Annotated in this window: 16 protein-coding genes; 8 read left to right on the top strand and 8 right to left on the bottom strand. The window is 56.3% G+C overall.

Annotated features, from left to right (window positions below; genetic code table 11):
- From AC2FHW_RS03725 to AC2FHW_RS03705, 5 genes are all read left to right on the top strand, one after another.
- Entirely contained in the window at positions 1-2,187 is a 2,187-nt protein-coding gene (locus AC2FHW_RS03725) for a xanthine dehydrogenase family protein molybdopterin-binding subunit (protein WP_496821445.1), read from the top strand.
- A gap of 110 nt (positions 2,188-2,297) precedes the next feature.
- A complete protein-coding gene (locus AC2FHW_RS03720) occupies positions 2,298-3,617 on the top strand; it encodes a glutamine synthetase family protein (protein ID WP_271947844.1) in 1,320 nt (439 codons plus the stop codon).
- A 58-nt stretch (positions 3,618-3,675) separates the two neighbouring features.
- Positions 3,676-4,356 (top strand): type 1 glutamine amidotransferase, encoded by a 681-nt coding sequence (locus tag AC2FHW_RS03715; RefSeq protein WP_142633014.1) that lies wholly within the window; start codon positions 3,676-3,678, stop codon positions 4,354-4,356.
- Positions 4,356-5,714, top strand: a complete 1,359-nt coding sequence (locus AC2FHW_RS03710) for a glutamine synthetase family protein (RefSeq protein ID WP_142633012.1) — start codon at positions 4,356-4,358, stop codon at positions 5,712-5,714. The genes AC2FHW_RS03715 and AC2FHW_RS03710 overlap by 1 nt, the downstream gene beginning before the upstream one ends.
- Before the next feature lie 6 nt (positions 5,715-5,720).
- Positions 5,721-7,025 (top strand): NAD(P)/FAD-dependent oxidoreductase, encoded by a 1,305-nt coding sequence (locus AC2FHW_RS03705; protein ID WP_271947850.1) that lies wholly within the window; start codon positions 5,721-5,723, stop codon positions 7,023-7,025.
- A gap of 21 nt (positions 7,026-7,046) precedes the next feature.
- Here AC2FHW_RS03705 and AC2FHW_RS03700 read toward each other — a convergent pair whose 3' ends face one another.
- Positions 7,047-8,024, bottom strand: a complete 978-nt coding sequence (locus tag AC2FHW_RS03700) for a formylglycine-generating enzyme family protein (RefSeq protein WP_496821443.1) — start codon at positions 8,022-8,024, stop codon at positions 7,047-7,049.
- Positions 8,025-8,236: 212 nt separating this feature from the next.
- Here AC2FHW_RS03700 and AC2FHW_RS03695 point away from each other — a divergent pair, with 212 nt between their 5' ends.
- On the top strand, positions 8,237-9,451 hold the full coding sequence (locus AC2FHW_RS03695; RefSeq protein WP_496821441.1) for a DegT/DnrJ/EryC1/StrS family aminotransferase: 1,215 nt from the start codon (positions 8,237-8,239) through the stop codon (positions 9,449-9,451).
- A gap of 62 nt (positions 9,452-9,513) precedes the next feature.
- Here AC2FHW_RS03695 and phaR read toward each other — a convergent pair whose 3' ends face one another.
- The 3 genes from phaR to AC2FHW_RS03680 form a co-directional block, all read right to left on the bottom strand.
- The gene (phaR, locus tag AC2FHW_RS03690; protein ID WP_281994416.1) at positions 9,514-10,068 is read right to left on the bottom strand and encodes a polyhydroxyalkanoate synthesis repressor PhaR; all 555 of its coding nucleotides are present in this window, start codon (positions 10,066-10,068) and stop codon (positions 9,514-9,516) included.
- 136 nt (positions 10,069-10,204) lie between these two features.
- Positions 10,205-10,651: a phasin family protein gene (locus AC2FHW_RS03685; protein ID WP_142633002.1), complete on the bottom strand. Its 447-nt coding sequence runs from the start codon at positions 10,649-10,651 to the stop codon at positions 10,205-10,207.
- Positions 10,652-10,785: 134 nt separating this feature from the next.
- Positions 10,786-12,588: a PHA/PHB synthase family protein gene (locus tag AC2FHW_RS03680; protein ID WP_496821440.1), complete on the bottom strand. Its 1,803-nt coding sequence runs from the start codon at positions 12,586-12,588 to the stop codon at positions 10,786-10,788.
- Between the two features lie 111 nt (positions 12,589-12,699).
- Here AC2FHW_RS03680 and phaZ point away from each other — a divergent pair, with 111 nt between their 5' ends.
- On the top strand, positions 12,700-13,971 hold the full coding sequence (gene phaZ / locus AC2FHW_RS03675; RefSeq protein WP_271947865.1) for a polyhydroxyalkanoate depolymerase: 1,272 nt from the start codon (positions 12,700-12,702) through the stop codon (positions 13,969-13,971).
- A gap of 5 nt (positions 13,972-13,976) precedes the next feature.
- Positions 13,977-14,561 (top strand): DUF6151 family protein, encoded by a 585-nt coding sequence (locus AC2FHW_RS03670; protein ID WP_271947868.1) that lies wholly within the window; start codon positions 13,977-13,979, stop codon positions 14,559-14,561.
- Here AC2FHW_RS03670 and AC2FHW_RS03665 read toward each other — a convergent pair.
- The 4 genes from AC2FHW_RS03665 to AC2FHW_RS03650 form a co-directional block, all read right to left on the bottom strand.
- Positions 14,552-15,268, bottom strand: coding sequence for an alpha/beta fold hydrolase (locus AC2FHW_RS03665; RefSeq protein ID WP_271947870.1), 717 nt, complete (start codon positions 15,266-15,268; stop codon positions 14,552-14,554). The genes AC2FHW_RS03670 and AC2FHW_RS03665 overlap by 10 nt on opposite strands.
- A gap of 84 nt (positions 15,269-15,352) precedes the next feature.
- Complete coding sequence (locus tag AC2FHW_RS03660) at positions 15,353-15,967, bottom strand: hypothetical protein (RefSeq protein ID WP_496677973.1); 615 nt, start codon at positions 15,965-15,967, stop codon at positions 15,353-15,355.
- 28 nt (positions 15,968-15,995) lie between these two features.
- Positions 15,996-16,976, bottom strand: coding sequence for an alpha/beta hydrolase (locus AC2FHW_RS03655; protein WP_496821438.1), 981 nt, complete (start codon positions 16,974-16,976; stop codon positions 15,996-15,998).
- Complete coding sequence (locus AC2FHW_RS03650; RefSeq protein WP_142632991.1) at positions 16,976-17,725, bottom strand: alpha/beta fold hydrolase; 750 nt, start codon at positions 17,723-17,725, stop codon at positions 16,976-16,978. The genes AC2FHW_RS03655 and AC2FHW_RS03650 overlap by 1 nt, the downstream gene beginning before the upstream one ends.
- Positions 17,726-17,824: the final 99 nt, after the last annotated feature.

The following is a 17,824-nucleotide window of genomic DNA, read 5'->3' as shown; positions in this document are numbered from 1 at the left end:
ATGACCATCAATACCTCTCGCCGTGGTTTTCTGAAAGGCGCTGCTGCTACCGGTGCCGTCTTGCTGATTGGCGCCCGCCCCGATGGCGTTCTGGCTGCGGCCTCGTCCGAGACGACGCAGCTCAACCCATTTGTGAAGATTGACGCAGACGGCACTGTGACCGCCATCGTCAAACACTTCGAAAAGGGTCAGGGCCCCGCGACCGGCCTTCCGACGCTTATCGCCGAGGAAATCGGCATCACTATGGACCAAATTAAATACGAATTCGCGCCGTCGAACCCCCAAGTCTATAACAACCTGCTGTTCGGCCCCTTCCAGGGCACCGGCGGGTCAACCGCAATGGCGAACTCCTGGAAGCAATATCGCCAGGCGGGCGCTGCTGCCCGTGAGATGCTGATCAACGCCGCCGCCCAAAGATGGGGCGTAGATGCATCAGGCATCACCATTGAGGAAGGCATCGTCAAAGCAGGCGAGAAATCTGCACCGATTGCCGATTTCGTGGCAGCCGCGTCGCTGTTGGGAGCCCCCACCGAACCGCGCCTGAAGGACCCGTCAGAATTCCGGCTGATCGGAAACGAAACGGTGCGCCGCAAGGACTCGGCAATCAAGGGCAACGGACAGGCGATGTACGCCATGGATGTCCACCTGCCCAATCAGATGGTTGCGATGATCAAGCGGCCGGATTCGCGAGGCGGTATTGTTATCAGCTTTGACGACAACGCATCGAAAGAGGTCAAAGGCTATATCAGCGCCGCTGCATTGCCCAATCAGGCGGGCGTTGCGATCTATGCCGAAAACACCTGGGCCGCAATTCAGGCGCGTGACGCGCTTGAGGTCGAATGGGACATGTCCGGCGCTGAAACCCGCCACTCGGATCAGATCAAGGCCGAGATCATGGACGCGCTGAATGCCCAGCCGACCTATAACGTGAACAAGGCAGATGTTGCCACGGTTTCGGCTGCGATCGACGCGGCGGATACGGTCGTAGAAAAAACTTTTTACTACCCGCTTCTCGCCCATGCTCCGATGGAGCCACTGAACTGCACAATCGAACAGACAGCAGAGGGTGACATCGTTCTGCATGATGGCGCTCAGATGCCAACCGGCCCGCACATGGCGTATCAGCAAATCTTTCAGCTGCCACCCGAGAAAATCCACATCAGAACGATGCTGGCCGGCGGGTCTTTCGGGCGTCGCGCAACACCGGATGCGGATTATCAGGTTGAGGCCGCGTTGGCCTTTGTTGTCACCGACCGCTCGCGCCCGGTCAAACTGGTCTGGACGCGGGAAGACGACATTCGCAGCGGGTATTACCGCCCGGCCTTCGGGCACAAAGTCCGTGTCGGGTTGAATGCGGAGGGGAATATCGTCGGATGGCAGCATCAGGTCGCAGGGCAATCGATCATGAAGGGCACCCCGTTCGAGGCGGTTGCAGTGCATGACGGCGTCGACCACAGCTCGATCGAGGGCATCGCAGACAGCCCCTATGATATTCCGGGGATGGCGCTTGGACTGACCGACACACCCAAGGCCACATCGGTCCTATGGTGGCGGTCGGTAGGACATACCCACACTGCCTATACGATGGAAACAATGATGGATTTGGCCGCCACCGCCGCGGGCCGTGACCCGGTTGAGTTTCGTCTCGCACATCTGGCGGATGCGGGTAATGCAGACCAACAGCGCAAGGCCTCAGTTCTGAAACTTGCGGCCGAGAAAGCAGATTGGGGCAACGTCCCTGCCGGTCGCGCGCAAGGTATTGCGGTGCACAAATCCTTTGGTTCTTATGTGGCTGAGGTGGTCGAAATCTCGGGCGATCCGGATGACGGCATCAAGATCGAAAAGGTTACCTGTGCTGTCGATTGCGGTATCGCGGTGAACCCCGACGTGGTGCGTGCCCAGATGGAAGGTGGGATTGGCTATGGCATCGGGCATGTGATGCGCGATCAGATCACACTGACCGGCGGTTCCGTGGATCAATACAACTTCCCGGACTACGAGCCCCTTCGGATCGGCGATATAGCAGCAATCGACGTCCACATCCTGCCCTCGGCCGAGGCCCCTACAGGCGTGGGCGAACCCGGCACGCCGCCCTCGGCCCCCGCGCTCGCGAACGCAATCAAGGCAATGTCCGGGACCTTGATTGCCGATCTGCCGATGGCCGAGAACGGCATAAGCTTTGCATAAGGTCCCGACCCCGCGCCGAAAAAAACGGCGCGGGGATAATTTGATCAAATTTCGTGACAAGGCGCTTTGTGTCGATTAAACCTCGGGGTACCAGAGTGATGGAGACGCCGATGGACCTGAACGCCCTACACAGTTTTCGCGTAGCGGCCTGCGACCTTAACGGTCAGCTGCGCGGCAAACGCGTGCCTCCTTCTTATGCTGACAAGCTGAGTAAAGGTGTGGTGCGGATGCCCTTTTCAGCATTGAATGTTGATCTGTGGGGCGCGGATATCGAGGATAGCCCGCTTGTGTTTGAATCAGGCGACGCGGACGGCATATTACTGCCAACCGAGCGTGGCCCCGTCCCAGTTCCCTGGCTTGAAACCGAAACAGCGCTGGTGTTGATGTCCCTGTATGACGATCAGGGCAAGCCCTTTGCCGGCGACCCTCGCCATGCTCTGACCTCGGTGCTGCAACGCTATGCCGAGCGTGGCTGGTCTGTTGTTGCGGCGACCGAGCTGGAATTCACGCTATTGGACTCATCAGGTGCACGGCCGGTGCCTCCGATCAATCCTTTGACGGGGCGACGGTTGGTCGACGAGGCAGTCCTGTCCATGGCGGAAATGGATGCGTTCGACGCCTTTTTCACAGACCTCTATGACGGATGCGAGGCAATGAGCATCCCAGCTCAAACCGCCATTTCCGAAAGCGGGATTGGCCAGTTTGAAATCAACCTGAACCATCAGGACGCCATGCGCTGCGCAGATGATACGTTGCTTTTCAAGGTGTTGACTCGTGGCCTTGCGCGCAAACATGGGTTTACCGCAACTTTCATGGCCAAACCCTATGCCCAGGATGCGGGCAATGGGATGCATGTCCATTTTTCGGTCGTCGACCAGGATGGGCAAAATATCTTTGACAATGGCGGGCCTGAAGGCACTGATCTTTTGCGCTCGGCCATAGCCGGATGTCTGTCCGCAATGCCTGGTTCAACTCTGATTTTTGCACCGCACGGGAACTCCTACACCCGGCTTGTCCCCGGCGCCCATGCCCCAACTGAGGCATGCTGGGCTTATGAAAATCGCACTGCCGCGCTGCGCGTTCCCGGCGGCGCGCCCTCTGCCCGCAGGATCGAACATCGTGTTGCTGGTGGTGACATCAATCCCTACCTCATGCTGAGCGCCGTACTCGGTGCGGCGCTGAACGGCATCGAGGACGGAACTGAACCGCCAGCTCCGATCACGGGCAACGCCTATGAGATCGACGGCCTGCCGCAACTCGCTGGCGACTGGGCTTCAGCCATCACCGCCCTTGAAACCGATCCGCAAGTTGCGCGCATCTTTCCCGCCCCGCTGATCAGCAATCTCGCCATGACAAAGCGACAAGAGATCCTGCGCTTTAACGAACGCCCACCCGAGGAGCATTGGCTAAGTTATCTCGAGGCGGTTTGAGCCCCTTGCTCGCTTCGTTCTGCTCAGCTAGAATAAATTTGATCAAATTTGGTGACCCATGAAAATCGGTATCCTTGTAACCGGCCACCCCCCTGACGAATTGCACGATCAGTTCGGTGAGTATGACGGCATGTTTCGCGCGCTGCTGGATGGCAACGGCTTTGAGTTTGTGACCTATGCTGTTGTCGACGATCACTTTCCGCAAAGTTTTGACGATGCCGATGGATGGATCATCACCGGCTCGCGCTATGGCGCCTATGAGGACCATGCCTGGATTCGCAAGCTCGAAGCGCTGATCCGCGACATCCATCAAAGCGGCAAACCCCTGATCGGCATATGCTTTGGTCATCAAGTCATTGCGCAAGCCCTTGGCGGAAAAGTTGAAAAGTTCAAACAGGGCTGGGCCGTGGGGCGGACGGACTACGATTTGGACGGACAGACCGTCACTTTGAATGCCTGGCATCAGGACCAGGTGGTAGAGCTGCCCGCCGGTGCACAAGTAACCGGTTCGAACGCCTTTTGCCAGAATGCCATGCTGGCCTATGGCGACACGATCTGGACCGTTCAGGCCCACCCGGAGTATGGCGACAGCTTCATCGAAGGGCTGATGGACACACGCGGCAAAGGTGTCGTTCCAGACAATCTGATGCAGGCCGCCGCCGACCGCCTGCCCACCCGCGACGACAGTCCGAAGATCGGACAGTTCATGGCAGAGTTTTTGAAGAAAGAGAGGGCCTGATGGCCGATTGGACAGAACAACTGCCACAGGCAGCCCGTACCTATTTTGAAGGTCACCGATTGGATGAGGTCGAGTGCATCATCTCTGACCTGCCCGGCATCGCGCGCGGGAAAGCGGTTCCGGCCACCAAATTTGCACGCCAGTCCTACTTCCATCTACCCGATAGTATCTTTTACCAGACTATCACCGGGGACTGGGGCGAAGCCGCCGGAGAGGACGGCTTCATTGAACGGGACATGATCCTTAAGCCTGACTTTTCGACTGCTTCCGCTGCTCCTTGGACGGGTGACTGGACACTGCAGGTGATCCACGACGCCTATGACCGGGACGGAGAGCCGATCCCGTTCAGCCCACGCAACGTGTTGAAGCGCGTCGTAAAAATGTATCACGACAAAGGCTGGAAACCGATTGTCGCGCCAGAGATGGAGTTCTTTCTGGTCGCCCCCAATGTCGACCCCGCGCAGGGGATCAAACCGATGATGGGCCGTTCGGGTCGTCCGGCGGCCGCGCGGCAGGCCTATTCGATGACAGCGGTGGATGAATTCGGCCCGGTGATCGACGACATCTATGACTTTGCCGAACATCAGGGATTCGAGATTGACGGCATCACCCAGGAAGGCGGCGCCGGACAGCTTGAAATCAACCTGCGCCATGGTGATCCGGTCAAGTTGGCAGATGAAGTGTTCTATTTCAAACGCCTGATCCGCGAAGCCGCGTTGCGACACAACTGCTTTGCGACCTTCATGGCGAAACCGATTGCGGATGAGCCCGGATCGGCCATGCACATCCACCACTCGATCACCGAGATCGAAACCGGACAGAATATCTTTTCCGGACCTCAGGGCGGCGAAACGGATGCATTCTATAACTTCATTGCAGGGCTGCAAAACCACTTGCCTGCAGGCCTGGCAGTCATGGCACCTTATGTGAACTCGTACCGCCGCTATGTGAAAGACCATGCCGCGCCGATCAATCTGGAATGGGCTCGTGACAACCGCACGACCGGCATCCGTGTTCCCCTGTCCGGCCCCGAGGCGCGGCGCGTTGAAAATCGTATCGCAGGCATGGACTGCAACCCTTATCTGGGCATCGCCTTGTCGCTCGCCTGCGGCTATCTCGGCCTGACCCAGCAGGAACGTCCGCGCCGTCAGTTTTATGGCGACGCCTACGAAGGTGACGGTGATATCCCGCAGGTCATGGGCAATGCGCTGGACCTGTTTGATCAGGCCACCGCCCTGCACGAGGTGCTGGGTCCGGAATTTGCCCGCGTCTATGGCATTGTCAAACGTGCCGAGTATGAAGAATTTCTACAGGTCATCTCTCCGTGGGAGCGTGAGCACCTGCTCATGAACGTTTAAGCCGCGATGAATCTCCTCTATTCCAACGACCGCAAGGCCGAGTATCCGGCCAGCTGGTATGCCGCGACGGCCAACACGCTCGACCGTTTTCCCGCGCTTGCTGGGGATACCAAAGCGGATGTCTGTGTGGTCGGTGGCGGCTATACTGGCCTGTCCGCCGCGCTGCATCTGGCCGAGGCCGGGTTCGACGTCGTGCTGCTTGAGGCGCATCGCGTTGGTTTCGGAGCGTCAGGCCGCAATGGCGGGCAGCTGGGCAGCGCCCAGCGGATGGATCAGGAAGACCTTGAACGCCTGGTCGGCGATGACGATGCCGCCAAGCTGTGGGATCTGGCTGAAGATGCCAAGGATCTGGTCAAATCGCTGATCGAAAAGCACAAAATCGACTGTGATCTGAAACCGGGCGTGGCGGTTCTGGGCCTCAGCACCGGGGATCAGCAAGACCTCCACGATCACGCCGCGCATCTGTCGGCGCGATATGGGTATGACCATATGGAGCTGCTGGACGAAGGCGCCGCGCATGGTCTCTGCCCGTCGCCCACCTATCGCGGCGGTTATCTGGACATGGGCGCGGCGCACCTGCATCCGTTGAACTTTGCTCTGGGTCTGGCGCAGGCCGCAGCCAAGGCCGGCGTGCGCATCTTTGAGGGTACCGAGGTCACCGGGATCGACGAAGTCGATCTGGCCATCGTGCAAACCCCACAGGGAAAGGTGACGGCCAACCACGTCATATTGGCCTGCAACGGGTATCTCGGCGATCTGAACGGCAAAGTGGCGTCGCGCGTCATGCCGATCAACAATTTCATCGCCGCGACCGAGCCTTTGGGCACCGATGCCGCCCGCGTCCTGACCCGGGATGTCGCCGTCGCCGATACCAAGTTTGTGGTAAATTACTTCCGCCTCAGCGCCGACAACCGCCTGCTATTTGGCGGCGGAGAAAGCTATGGCTACCGCTTCCCGACAGATATCGCCTCCAAGGTGCGCAAACCGATGACCGAGATTTTCCCGCATCTGCGCGATGTGAAAATCGACTATGCCTGGGGCGGTACTCTGGGCATCACTATGCGGCGGATGCCCTATCTGACGCGGGTTGCGCCCAATATCCTGTCGGCCTCGGGCTATTCCGGCCATGGGGTCGGCACGGCCACCCATGCCGGGCAGTTGATGGCGATGGCCATTCAGGGCCAGGCCGAGGGGTTCGACACCATGTCCCGCGTGCCCGCCTTGCCCTTTCCGGGCGGCGCAGCCCTACGCAGCCCGTTGCTAGTGCTGGCGATGACATGGTTTTCCCTGCGGGACCGGCTGGGATTCTGATTTCGAGATTGTCAGAGAAACTCACTTAAACTCTCTCAGGATACGAAAGCCCGTCAATTTTGACCGCCAATCAATGCCCGCCCCACCGCGACTTGCAGCGCGCGAAAAATCCATAGCAAATGGATAAGAACCGCCTTTTACAACCCGCCTGTGACAATCGACTGATCTCGCCATCTCTAAGTGCTGGCTGGAAGTCGACCAACCCGGGTGCGTCGCTGTCCAGCAGGACATCGTTCTTTCCCCGACATTCCCCGACATATGCCGAAGACCCCAAGCATTGGAGGCATCAAGTTCATCAACGCGAACTGGGTAACCGCGCCACACTAAATCCGGCCGCTTTTCACCAATCATCTCTTCTGTCGGTTTGGCATGGAAATTGGCCTGATCCGTCGTAACTTCCTCTCCTTGCGCAAAAGGAGTCTGCGTTCCGGCACGGGCGGCATATTCCCATTCGGCTTCCGTTGGTAAGCGGTAGGCATCTATCCCGAGTTTTTTGTTCAGCCAATCCGTGTAGGCCAAAGCATCCAAATAAGACACATCATTCACTGGATGATTGCCCGTAAGATCTATGCGCTCAAAACTATCGCCGATTACAAAATCTTCCGGCACATATTTGCTACATCCCCCATCTTCAACGCAGGCCATCCACTCATCACGGGTAACCTCATTCCGCCCCATGGCGACGGGCATATCTATCGTGACCTTATGAACCGGACCTTCATGATGTGCGATATACGGCTCTTCCGGTGTCGCGGGGCGAAGCCCTTTTTCATCCCAATGAAAGTTTCGTTTCGATTCTCCCGGCGGTCCACCCATCAGAAACTCACCCAAAGGCAAGACAATCATTTCAGGGCAAACATCGCATTCCTGAAACATCTGAAGCGGCGCAACTTCAGTGCCATCCGACGGAAGATAATCTGCGTGAACCGCCGAAGCGAAAGTTGAAAGCGCGCCCCAAACGGCCAAACGAATGATAGTCAATGCAGTGATCCAACCCATCATACGAGAACAACGTCAAAGAAGATCCATTGCCACCTTACTTCCCCCAAAGTTGCAAGTTCAAAAGAATTTCCCGCTACGCGGGGTAAGCCAATCTGTGTCTCTCTGACTACGACAGAATAGTGAAATTTCGCCACCCTGAAGATTAAGGGCTTGGATTGACACTTCATTAGCTTTATCTTTCCCAAAGATAGAATTCAGGAATGCCAAATATGACGCTGCCTCCTAACGTCCATGACGCCGAACCCATCCCCGCGGCCGCCCGCGACGCCATTGATGCCCTGATGCAGTCAGGCGACCTGTTCCGCTACACTGCGCCGCAGGACGCTCCGGTTGCGATGCTCGAGTCGGAATTCGCGGAACTGCTGGGCACGAAATATGCGCTGGCTGTATCGTCCTGCTCGGCGGCACTGTTCCTGTCGCTCAAGGCGCTGGGTCTGCCGCGGGACGCGCGGGTGCTGATACCGGGCTTTACCTTTGCGGCGGTGCCCTCATCGGTCATACATGCGGATTGCATCCCCGTATTGTGTGAGGTGGGTGACAATTATCGCATCGACATGGATGACTTTGCCGCCAAACTGGATAACGTGCAGGCCGTGATCATTAGCCATATGCGCGGACATACTTCGGATATGGACGCGATCATGACCCTGTGCAGCGCGCGCGACATTCCGGTGATCGAGGACGCAGCCCATTCGCTGGGGACAACTTGGCATGGTCGCAATATTGGGACGATTGGCAAGATCGGCTGTTTCTCGTTTCAGTCCTACAAGATGATCAATGCGGGCGAAGGTGGCATTCTGATAACCGACGACGCTGATCTGGTGGCGCGTGCCGTGATCATGTCCGGCGCCTACGAACATAACTGGAAGAAACACAAAGGTCCGCGTGGCGACAACTCATTGGAACTCGAAGAGGCCTTTGGCCGCTGGCAGAACCAGTTGCCGCTGTATAACCTGCGGATGAGCAACCTGAGCGCTGCAGTAATCCGTCCCCAGATGCCTGAATTGGCACGCCGTGTCCGCGATGGGTTGCAAAACCACGACTATGTGGCAGAGCGCCTGAACTCATCGCCCTATATCAACGTGCCTGCCCCGCTGGTGCCAGAACGCCGGGCGCCGGACTCGATCCAGTTCAATCTGGTTGACCTAAGCGATGATGATATCCGCGCCTTTGCCGCAGCATCCGAAGCACGCGGGGTGAAAGTTCAGGTATTCGGCCTGAGTGAAGACAACGCCCGTGCCTTTTGGAACTGGCAATTCCTGCCGGAACAGATCGAGCTGCCACAAACGCGAAACATGCTGATGAAAGCTTGCGACGTGCGCCTGCCTGTACGCCTGACAGGCGCGGAACTGGATGTGATCGCTGATATTCTGTTGGCTTCAGTAGGGGAAATTACCGCCCCGAAAATCGCATTTGGAACCTGAATAAGCTGAATTCAAACGAAAAGGCCCGCCAGCGGCGGGCCTATTTCATTGTATGGACAAATTCAGTTCAGTTTAGACAGCTTTTGCTGCAACTCCGCCAACTGCTTCTTGATGTCGTCCAGATCCTCACTCGACTGGGGTTTGGCCTCGCTATCCGTTTCCGAACTGGACCAACTGCCGGAAATGCCGCTGGTCATCGCCTTCAGAAATGCCTTTTGCTGCGCTTGCAGTGCTTCGAAACCCGGAATCTGGGTCATCGGATTCATCGCAGACATGTTTTCCATCATTTTGCTTTGGCTTTCGCGCAGCATTTCGAACGAGCTTTGCAGGAATTGCGGCATCACTCCTCCGCCCGGCAACATATAGCTGCGCACAAGATCGTTCAGCACGTTCACCGGCAGGACATTCTCACCGCGGCTTTCATGCTCGGCAATGATTTGAAGCAGATATTGCCGTGTCAGATCATCCCCAGTCTTCAGGTCTATGATCTGAACTTCGCGACCGTCACGTATGAATGCCGCAATATCTTCGAGCGTGACATAGTCACTGGTTTCAGTGTTATACAGCCGACGGCTGGCATATCGTTTGATTAGCAACGGTTTTTCTTGTTCTGACACCGTCTACCCTCCCCAAGGAATGATGCATTGCAGCAGAGATTATGCGAGTGCAGAACAAAAAGAAAGGGCAGGTCTTTCGACCCGCCCAACGCGATTGCACCAAATGGGAGGAGTGGGTGCGCCTCGCTATCTTACCTTACTTGGCGCCAGCTGCTTTTTTCGCAGCAGTGGACACGTCGTTGGTTGCTTTTTTGACAACGGCAGTTGCGTCTTCTGCAGCGTTTTTGCCAGCAGCCATCAGCAGCTCAACGGTTTCCGACTGAACTTTTTTCGCGATTTCAGCGAAAGCAGCCAGGTTTTCAGCAGCAACTTCAGCCGACGCGCTTGCGTAGTCGGTTGCAGCTTTTGCGTAATCTGCAGGGTCAGATTTCGCTTTCGACATATCGGACAGTTTGGCCAGGGTTTCCTTGGTCCATTTGTTCGAAATCTCAGCCGATTTCTCAGCCGCTTCCAGAGCAACGCCAGACAGCTTTTCGTTCAGGGTCGCGGTGGTGTTGAACGCACCTTCCAGAGCGGTGGTGTCAACAGGGAATGCACCCATCATGTCTTTCAGGGTCGCGGTAAAGTCTTGAGTCTTTGCCATTGTCCAAATCCTTTGCTTGCCGATCCGGGCCAACCCCGGGCTTCATCAGCTTGAGGACAATATCGTTGCTGCATCGCAGCATTGCAAGTTTTTTCTTGCTGCACTGCAGCAATACTTTTCTAAACTGTTAAAAATCAATCTGTTGCCTTCACCAAAACATAGGTTCCTGGTGCTTCGGCCAGGGAAGCGTATCCCGAATCGCCCACTTGGCGCGCGGGGATTTGCTTGCCGGATCTCTTCTTCAGCCAAGCTTCCCACTGCGGCCACCAGGACCCTTTATGAAAATCGGCCTCTTTCATCCATGCATCGGCATCCGCATTCAGATCAGGGTTGGTGTAGTGGCCGTATTTCTTCTTGCTCGGCGGGTTCACGATGCCTGCTATGTGACCGGATTCCGAAACGACAAACGTCTTCGAACGTGACCCCATCTGCTGCACACCCCGATAACAATCTTTCCAGGCGGCGATATGGTCGGTTTCACAGCTGATGGCCATCAAAGGAACATCAACGTCGCGGATATGCAGTTTGTGCCCAAGCAAATCGAAACCGTCGGTCACAAATTGATTGTTCTGGCAAAGCCCCCGCAAATACTCGATTGCCATTTTGCCCGGAAGATTTGCGCCATCCCCGTTCCAGTAGAGCAAATCAAACGCCGGAGGGGTCTCGCCCATCATATAGCTTCGAATGGCAGGGCCGTAGATCAGGTCATTCGATCGCAGGAACGACATGGTACGACCTATTACCCATGCTTTTAGGATACCGTCTTTTGTCACTTGTTCTTGAATGCCATCGACAAAGTCATTCTGTAGGAACGGCGTGAATTCCCCCTGTTCACCGAAATCGGTCAAGGTTGTGAAGAAGGTCGCCGATTTGATGGATTTGTCGCCACGCTGCTTCATCAGGGACAGCGTCAAGCTCAACGTGGTGCCGGCAATGCAATATCCCACCGCATTGACCTGCTTGACCTTACAGATCGACTTGACGGTCTCGATGGCGGTCAGAAATCCCTCTTCGACATAGTCGCCCATACCGACCTCGGCATGAGAAGCATCCGCATTTACCCAACTTACAACAAACAGGGTATAGCCTTGTTCGGTCACCCATTTGATGAGGCTGTTCTGCGCCTTAAGGTCCAGAATATAGTATTTGTTGATCCAAGGCGGAAACAGAACGATCGGGGTTTCGTGTACGGTCTCGGTCGTGGGTTTGTACTGGATCAACTCCATAAGCCTGTTGCGATAGACCACGTCGCCCGGAGTTGTCGCGATATTCTCGCCAAGCTTGAACGCGGATTCATCCGCCAGTCTGACAACCATTTCACCATTATTGGCTTCTAGGTCCGCAACTAGATTCTCTAGCCCTTTGATCAGCGATTGCCCTTCCGTCTCGACCGCCTTTTCCAGCGCGTCGGGATTGGAGGCCAGAAAATTCGTCGGAGACATCAAGTCAATGATCTGTTGCGAAAAGAAATGCAGCCTCTGCTTGTCCTTGCCGTCCAGATCGTCGACCGAAGCAACCGCCTGCGCGATTGCATCGGCATTTGTCTGATACTGCTGGCGAATAAACCGGAAATAGGGGTTGGTGTCCCAAAGAGGGTTTGAGAACCTTTTATCCTTGGGTCCGGGTTCGCTGTCCTCGACCCCGCCGGCGGCCAGCGCCTGCTGAGCCTCAGCGAAGTTCATAACGGATTGTCCCCAGAAGGCGACCTGATGTTCCAGAAGCTTGGCGGGATTCTGCCACGCTTCGGCGAAATACGAAGTTGCTGCTCTTGCGAAAAGATCTTGATTCGGACCGTCCAACGCGGGAGTGTGCGCCTCTTTGCCAGCCATCACATCGATCAGCCTTTTCGACAATTCTTCGACTTTCGTCATATTTTCTCTAATCCGTTCAAGGTGTTCCTCGGACAGCTCTGGCGCGTTATCTTCACTTGTTGTCATTTTAACAATTCCACCCTAACCTCGCTGCTATGCAGAATAACGTCGTGGGCGTCGGGGGGCAAAGCGACGAATGGTCCGAATTATCAGGCTGACACTCAGGAGGCCCATTTCATGCGCTACATGATGACCTACGATCTGATGGAAACGATGCGCAACACCAATCAGTGGATGGGTGCTACGGCAAGTGCCATGGCTTCTTATCCGCTGTTTTCGATGGTGCCCAACCCTGCGTTCAGCATGATGGCCGCCTGGGGCGAGGTGACTGAGCGGACGTTCCAGCGCATGGTTGTAAAACCCGACTGGGGAATCCGTACATTCACTTGCGAAGACGGCAAGGATCATCTGGTCGATATTGTCCCGGTGATCGAACGCCCTTTTGGTGATTTGATACATATACGTGTCAATGGCCGCGCCGAACAGCCCCGCAAGGTGCTGTTGGTCGCCCCGATGTCTGGACATTACGCCACTTTGCTTCGGTCCACCGTAAAAAGCCTCTTGGTGAATTGCGAAGTTTATATCACAGACTGGCATAATGCGCGCGATATCCCCGTGTCCGAAGGTAAGTTTGATGTAGAGGATTATACACTTTACCTTGTCGATTTCATGAAAGAATTGGGACCGGACACCCACGTTGTAGCCGTCTGCCAACCGGCGCCGCTGACTCTGGCCGCCACAGCCTATCTGGCCGAGGTCGAACCCAAAGCCCAACCCAGCACGCTGACATTGATCGGCGGACCTGTTGACCCGGATGCCACACCTACCGACGTGACCGATTTTGGCCGTCGCGTGACAATGGGGCAGCTGGAAGAAACCATGATTCAGCGCGTCGGCTTCAAGTATAAGGGCGTCGGGCGCATGGTGTATCCCGGCCTGCTGCAGTTGGCCTCGTTCATGTCGATGAATTCGGACCGGCATTCTCAGGCGTTTTCCGAGCAGATCCAGAGGGTTATGCGGGACGAGGCTTCGGATCACGATGCCCATAACAGATTCTACGATGAATACCTCGCCGTCATGGACATGACCGCCGAGTTCTACCTTTCAACCGTCGAACGCGTCTTCAAAAACCGCGAAATCGCGCGCAACGAGTTTGTTGTTGCAGGGCACAAGGTAGATATCGGCAAAATTACAAACGTTGCTGTCAAAACAGTCGAAGGTGCGAATGACGACATCTCGGCCCCTGGCCAGTGCATTGCTGCGCTCGAGCTGTGTACAGGGCTGCCGGATTCGAAAAAAGCCAGCCATGTCGAACCTGGCGCAGGTCACTATGGCATCTTCGCCGGCCGCAGCTGGCGCGACAATATCCGCCCATTGGTGATCGAATTTATGAACGCCAACGCCCGCAAACCCTCGCGCAAAGCGGCCAACCGCAACAAAGTGGCCTAACGCCGATGGGAAAGAAAGTCGCCAAACAGACGGCTTTCGCCTGCAACTGTGGAAAACTCTTTGGCAGCATTACAGCCAGAGGCGTTCAGTACGGCACGCATGTAGTCTGCTTTTGCCGTGATTGCCGGGCCGCGCAGATATATTTCGGGCAACCGGACCCTGCGCCGGAACCGGTGGACATTTTCCAAATGGCCCCTGAAGAAATCAGGATCGACGGCGGCATCGAACACCTGGCCGCGATGCGCCTTGGCCCCAAGGGGATGCTGCGCTGGTATGCCAGCTGCTGCAATGCACCGCTGGCGACGACATCAAATACTCCAAAATTTCCGTTTGCGGGCTTTGATGTGAAACGAGTTTCCGATCCGGACTGTTTAGGGCCGGTTACGACCCAAGGGTTCATTCCGCAGGCCGATGGAAAACACAAACACAAGCGACTGGGTTACGCTGTCGCCGGGATTGTTACGCGGGTACTAAAATCCCGGCTTTCTGGCAGCTGGAGGGACACCCCGTTCTTTGATCAGCATACGGGCCAGACGATCTCAACCCCGGTCATTCTAAGCAAAGAACAGCGTAAAGCGCTCTACGCGTAATCCAGCGCAGGCTTCACGCTGAGCCAGGTCTTCAGCGCCTCGGTGACATTTTCAGGCGATTCCAACGTAGGCAAATGTCCTGCATCCTTGATGACGTGCAGTTCTGCATTTGGGATCAGGTCCGCCATGAACGCATGCCTTCGCACCGGAACAACCGTGTCATGCGCCCCACATAGCACCAAAGTCGGGGCCGTGATCCGGCGCAGGTTGCCCTGCTGATCCGGGCGACGCTGCAGCGCACGAATCTGACGCTCGAACACCTGCGGGCCCAAATCCAACGCCATCGAGATGACATCAGCAAGAATGGGAATACGTCGAGGCCCCGGGGCCAGCGAATCCGATCCAATCAGCCGACGCATCACTTCCTCTAACCGACCCATCTTGGCGGCGACCAGCAGCTCCTCCCGCGCGGCTGCGGTCTGGGGCGATTCCGAATGCGCATCCGAAGCCATCAGACACAAGCGCGACACCCTCTCGGGTGCACATCGGACAATTTCCAAAGCGACTACGGCGCCCAGGCTTAGGCCCGCCAATGCAAAGCGTTGTGGCAACTGAACCAATAGGCCCCGCGCGATCTCTTCAATCCGTTCAGCAGTCGAAACCGAAGCGACCGTCACGGCGCGATCACGTGACAGGGCGCGCATCTGATGCTCAAATACCCGCGCATCACACATCAAACCGGGCAAAAGAACCAACGGCTCGATCAAACAACGCCTCCTTTGGAAAAGTCACTCAAATCGTCGTCATTAGTTTCAGGATGAGAGGTTTTGTATGGTTCGGCAAGTTAAAGTTCAGGGGTAGCGGATACCGCGAAAAGCGGGGAAGTCCGCATATCGTCTTTGCCGCTCAAGTTCACCCTCGCCAGGCGTGCCTCCTGGGCGCAGAAGGCAGCCCCGCGGCGCGATATAGCTGTCGATGCGCTTATGAGGCACAGGCCTCCAGACCAGATTGAAAGCACAGAGTTTTGGAAAGAACCAGATTTCGGAATATTCCAGATGGTCGTGCATCCACCACGCCAAATCCCGCCAATCCCGCCCCACCTCATATTGATCCGCAAACCATGGGATCACGATCGATGCACCGGCAATCCGATCATCACCCACCGCGCGATCCCAGATGTGACATTCCAGCGGGTTATCATTTCGCGCGCAATTCAGCCGGTTTTCATTACCGAAACGGTTCAATGATGCCGAGCGATAGCCGGATCGTACGGCAATCCGGCCAAAGGTCTCCTCAAGCGGGTCCAGCAGGGTTTCGCAAAGCGCCTTTCCGGTTTCGATGGCAAGGTCGGGATCGTCAGGAAAATTCTGCTTTTCGTGAAAATTGCCTATTTCCGAATACAGAAAATCGCGCATGAAAAAATGACGGGACAGACGCACACGACCGAGGGTTTCAAGGCTCCACATACTGCCTGGTCTGCGCATTGTTTCTTCCTCACTCGATCCCCAAGGTATTCAGCCATCTCAGAATACCAGCCACCACATCGTCGGTCTGCCCCGGAGACATCAACCGCCCGGCGATCACATGGGAATTAGGATCGTCCCCGGGCCCCATTGTTACCAGCACAACCGACGCAGGGGCGCCCCATGCTTTGGCAATCTCGTGGGTCAGGTCGGCACGCACGACCTGATCTTCATTCGAGAACCAGAACAACGCGGGAACCCTTGCGTCTGAAAAATCCAGCGCATAGACCACATCCACCAGCACTGTCATCGGCACCACGGCCTGCCAAGGGTAGACCGCCGACCAGAATTTGTTCATTTCCGGGTTCACCCCTGCGACGCCCCGGGTTTCACCCATAATCAGGGGCAACCAAATGCGCGCCCAAGGCAATCCGGGTATCCATGCTCCGGCCGCTTTAACGCCGAAATTCGGAGAAACAAATACGATCCCTGCAACGTTTTGGCTCAGTTCTTCATTCAGTGCGGCCGCAGCTGCCAACGTGCCGCCGGTTGATGTCGAAATCACCACGACCTTATCCCCAACCGCCCGTGCGGCAGCCAGCCCTTCGGCAAGATCCTGCATCCAACCCGAGGCCGTCGCCTCACCCATTGCATCCCCTCCGCGACCATGACCCTGCAACCGCGTGTAGACCAGATTGGCGCCCAACGTTTCGGCGAGCAGATCGGGAACCGGTCGGATCTCTTCGGATGATGCAGAAAACCCGTGCAGATACAGAATCGAAACAGGTGTTCGCTGCTCTTTATAGCCCTCTTGCCAAATAACTCGCTTTTCGACCCCCGGAATGATGTCGGCGAATGCAGATTCCACACTTTCGAAATAGACCTGCACCCCTTCACCGAATTTGCGCGCGTCAAATGTTGGGGCCAGATCAACCTTCTCACGCGGGCCAAACCAAAAGATCAGGCCAAACGCAACGATCAATGTCAGAAAAACGCGACCCAATATCCGCATTATTGGGCTGCCATCACATCGAGAACGGCTTGTTCGATCAACCCCAGGCATGGGCCATCCGAAAAGCGATGATCGGCGTGCTTGATCAATGACAGGCGCATATCGGGCCCGAACGCATGTTCAATCAGGCGCACTGCTGTTCCGGTTGAAACCGCTGTGTCTTCGGTACCTTGCAAAAACCGCACAGGAAAAGGCAGATGCAGAGGCTTGCGCAGGACCAAATGTTGGCGACCATCTTCGATCATCCGTTTGGTCACGATGTAAGGCTCCATATAGTCCGAAGGCAGCTCTACATGGCCAACAGATTCCAGTGCCTGTTTCTGGTTTTCCGAGAATGAAGCCCAATACCCGTCCTCGGTAAAATCCGGCGCAGCAGCGATGGTCACCATTCCCTGAATCCGATCTGGCAGCGCTTTGGCCAACAGCAGCGCCTGCCACCCCCCCATGGACGAGCCAACAACAATCAGCGGTCCATCCGTCAATTCCGTGATCGCGGCCAGCGTATCCTCATGCCAGTCACCAATGCATCCTTCTTCGAACGTGCCCCCGCTTTCACCGTGACCTGAATAGTCGAACCGCAGAAATGAATGGCCACGCCCCTTCGCCCAGGCCTCCAAATGCACCGCCTTGGTGCCCTCCATATCGGATTTGAGCCCACCCAGAAACACGATGGTCGGCCCGGTGCCCTCGCTTTTATGATAGGCCAGCCGCCGTCCCTGCGCCGTTTCCAGAAAATTCGTCGCTGCCATGACACCCTCTTTTCTTTTTCCGATATCATGCACGCCCCACCCCCAAGTGCAATTCCCAGATCCCCCTTCATCTGGCCAGAAATACCTCGGGGAGCGCGA

Source organism: Ruegeria sp. YTSA108 (assembly GCF_059610185.1).
The sequence above is the reverse complement of the archived record's forward strand: the minus strand, read 5'-3'. Positions and strand labels throughout refer to the sequence as shown.

Coding starts and splice junctions, on each gene's coding strand:
- AC2FHW_RS03725 (WP_496821445.1), top strand. CDS start 1: ATGACCATCAATACCTCTCGCCGTGGTTTTCTGAAAGGCGCTGCTGCT.
- AC2FHW_RS03720 (WP_271947844.1), top strand. CDS start 2,298: ATGGACCTGAACGCCCTACACAGTTTTCGCGTAGCGGCCTGCGACCTT.
- AC2FHW_RS03715 (WP_142633014.1), top strand. CDS start 3,676: ATGAAAATCGGTATCCTTGTAACCGGCCACCCCCCTGACGAATTGCAC.
- AC2FHW_RS03710 (WP_142633012.1), top strand. CDS start 4,356: ATGGCCGATTGGACAGAACAACTGCCACAGGCAGCCCGTACCTATTTT.
- AC2FHW_RS03705 (WP_271947850.1), top strand. CDS start 5,721: ATGAATCTCCTCTATTCCAACGACCGCAAGGCCGAGTATCCGGCCAGC.
- AC2FHW_RS03700 (WP_496821443.1), bottom strand. CDS start 8,024: ATGGGTTGGATCACTGCATTGACTATCATTCGTTTGGCCGTTTGGGGC.
- AC2FHW_RS03695 (WP_496821441.1), top strand. CDS start 8,237: ATGACGCTGCCTCCTAACGTCCATGACGCCGAACCCATCCCCGCGGCC.
- AC2FHW_RS03685 (WP_142633002.1), bottom strand. CDS start 10,651: ATGGCAAAGACTCAAGACTTTACCGCGACCCTGAAAGACATGATGGGT.
- AC2FHW_RS03680 (WP_496821440.1), bottom strand. CDS start 12,588: ATGACAACAAGTGAAGATAACGCGCCAGAGCTGTCCGAGGAACACCTT.
- phaZ (WP_271947865.1), top strand. CDS start 12,700: ATGCGCTACATGATGACCTACGATCTGATGGAAACGATGCGCAACACC.
- AC2FHW_RS03670 (WP_271947868.1), top strand. CDS start 13,977: ATGGGAAAGAAAGTCGCCAAACAGACGGCTTTCGCCTGCAACTGTGGA.
- AC2FHW_RS03660 (WP_496677973.1), bottom strand. CDS start 15,967: ATGTGGAGCCTTGAAACCCTCGGTCGTGTGCGTCTGTCCCGTCATTTT.
- AC2FHW_RS03655 (WP_496821438.1), bottom strand. CDS start 16,976: ATGCGGATATTGGGTCGCGTTTTTCTGACATTGATCGTTGCGTTTGGC.
- AC2FHW_RS03650 (WP_142632991.1), bottom strand. CDS start 17,725: ATGGCAGCGACGAATTTTCTGGAAACGGCGCAGGGACGGCGGCTGGCC.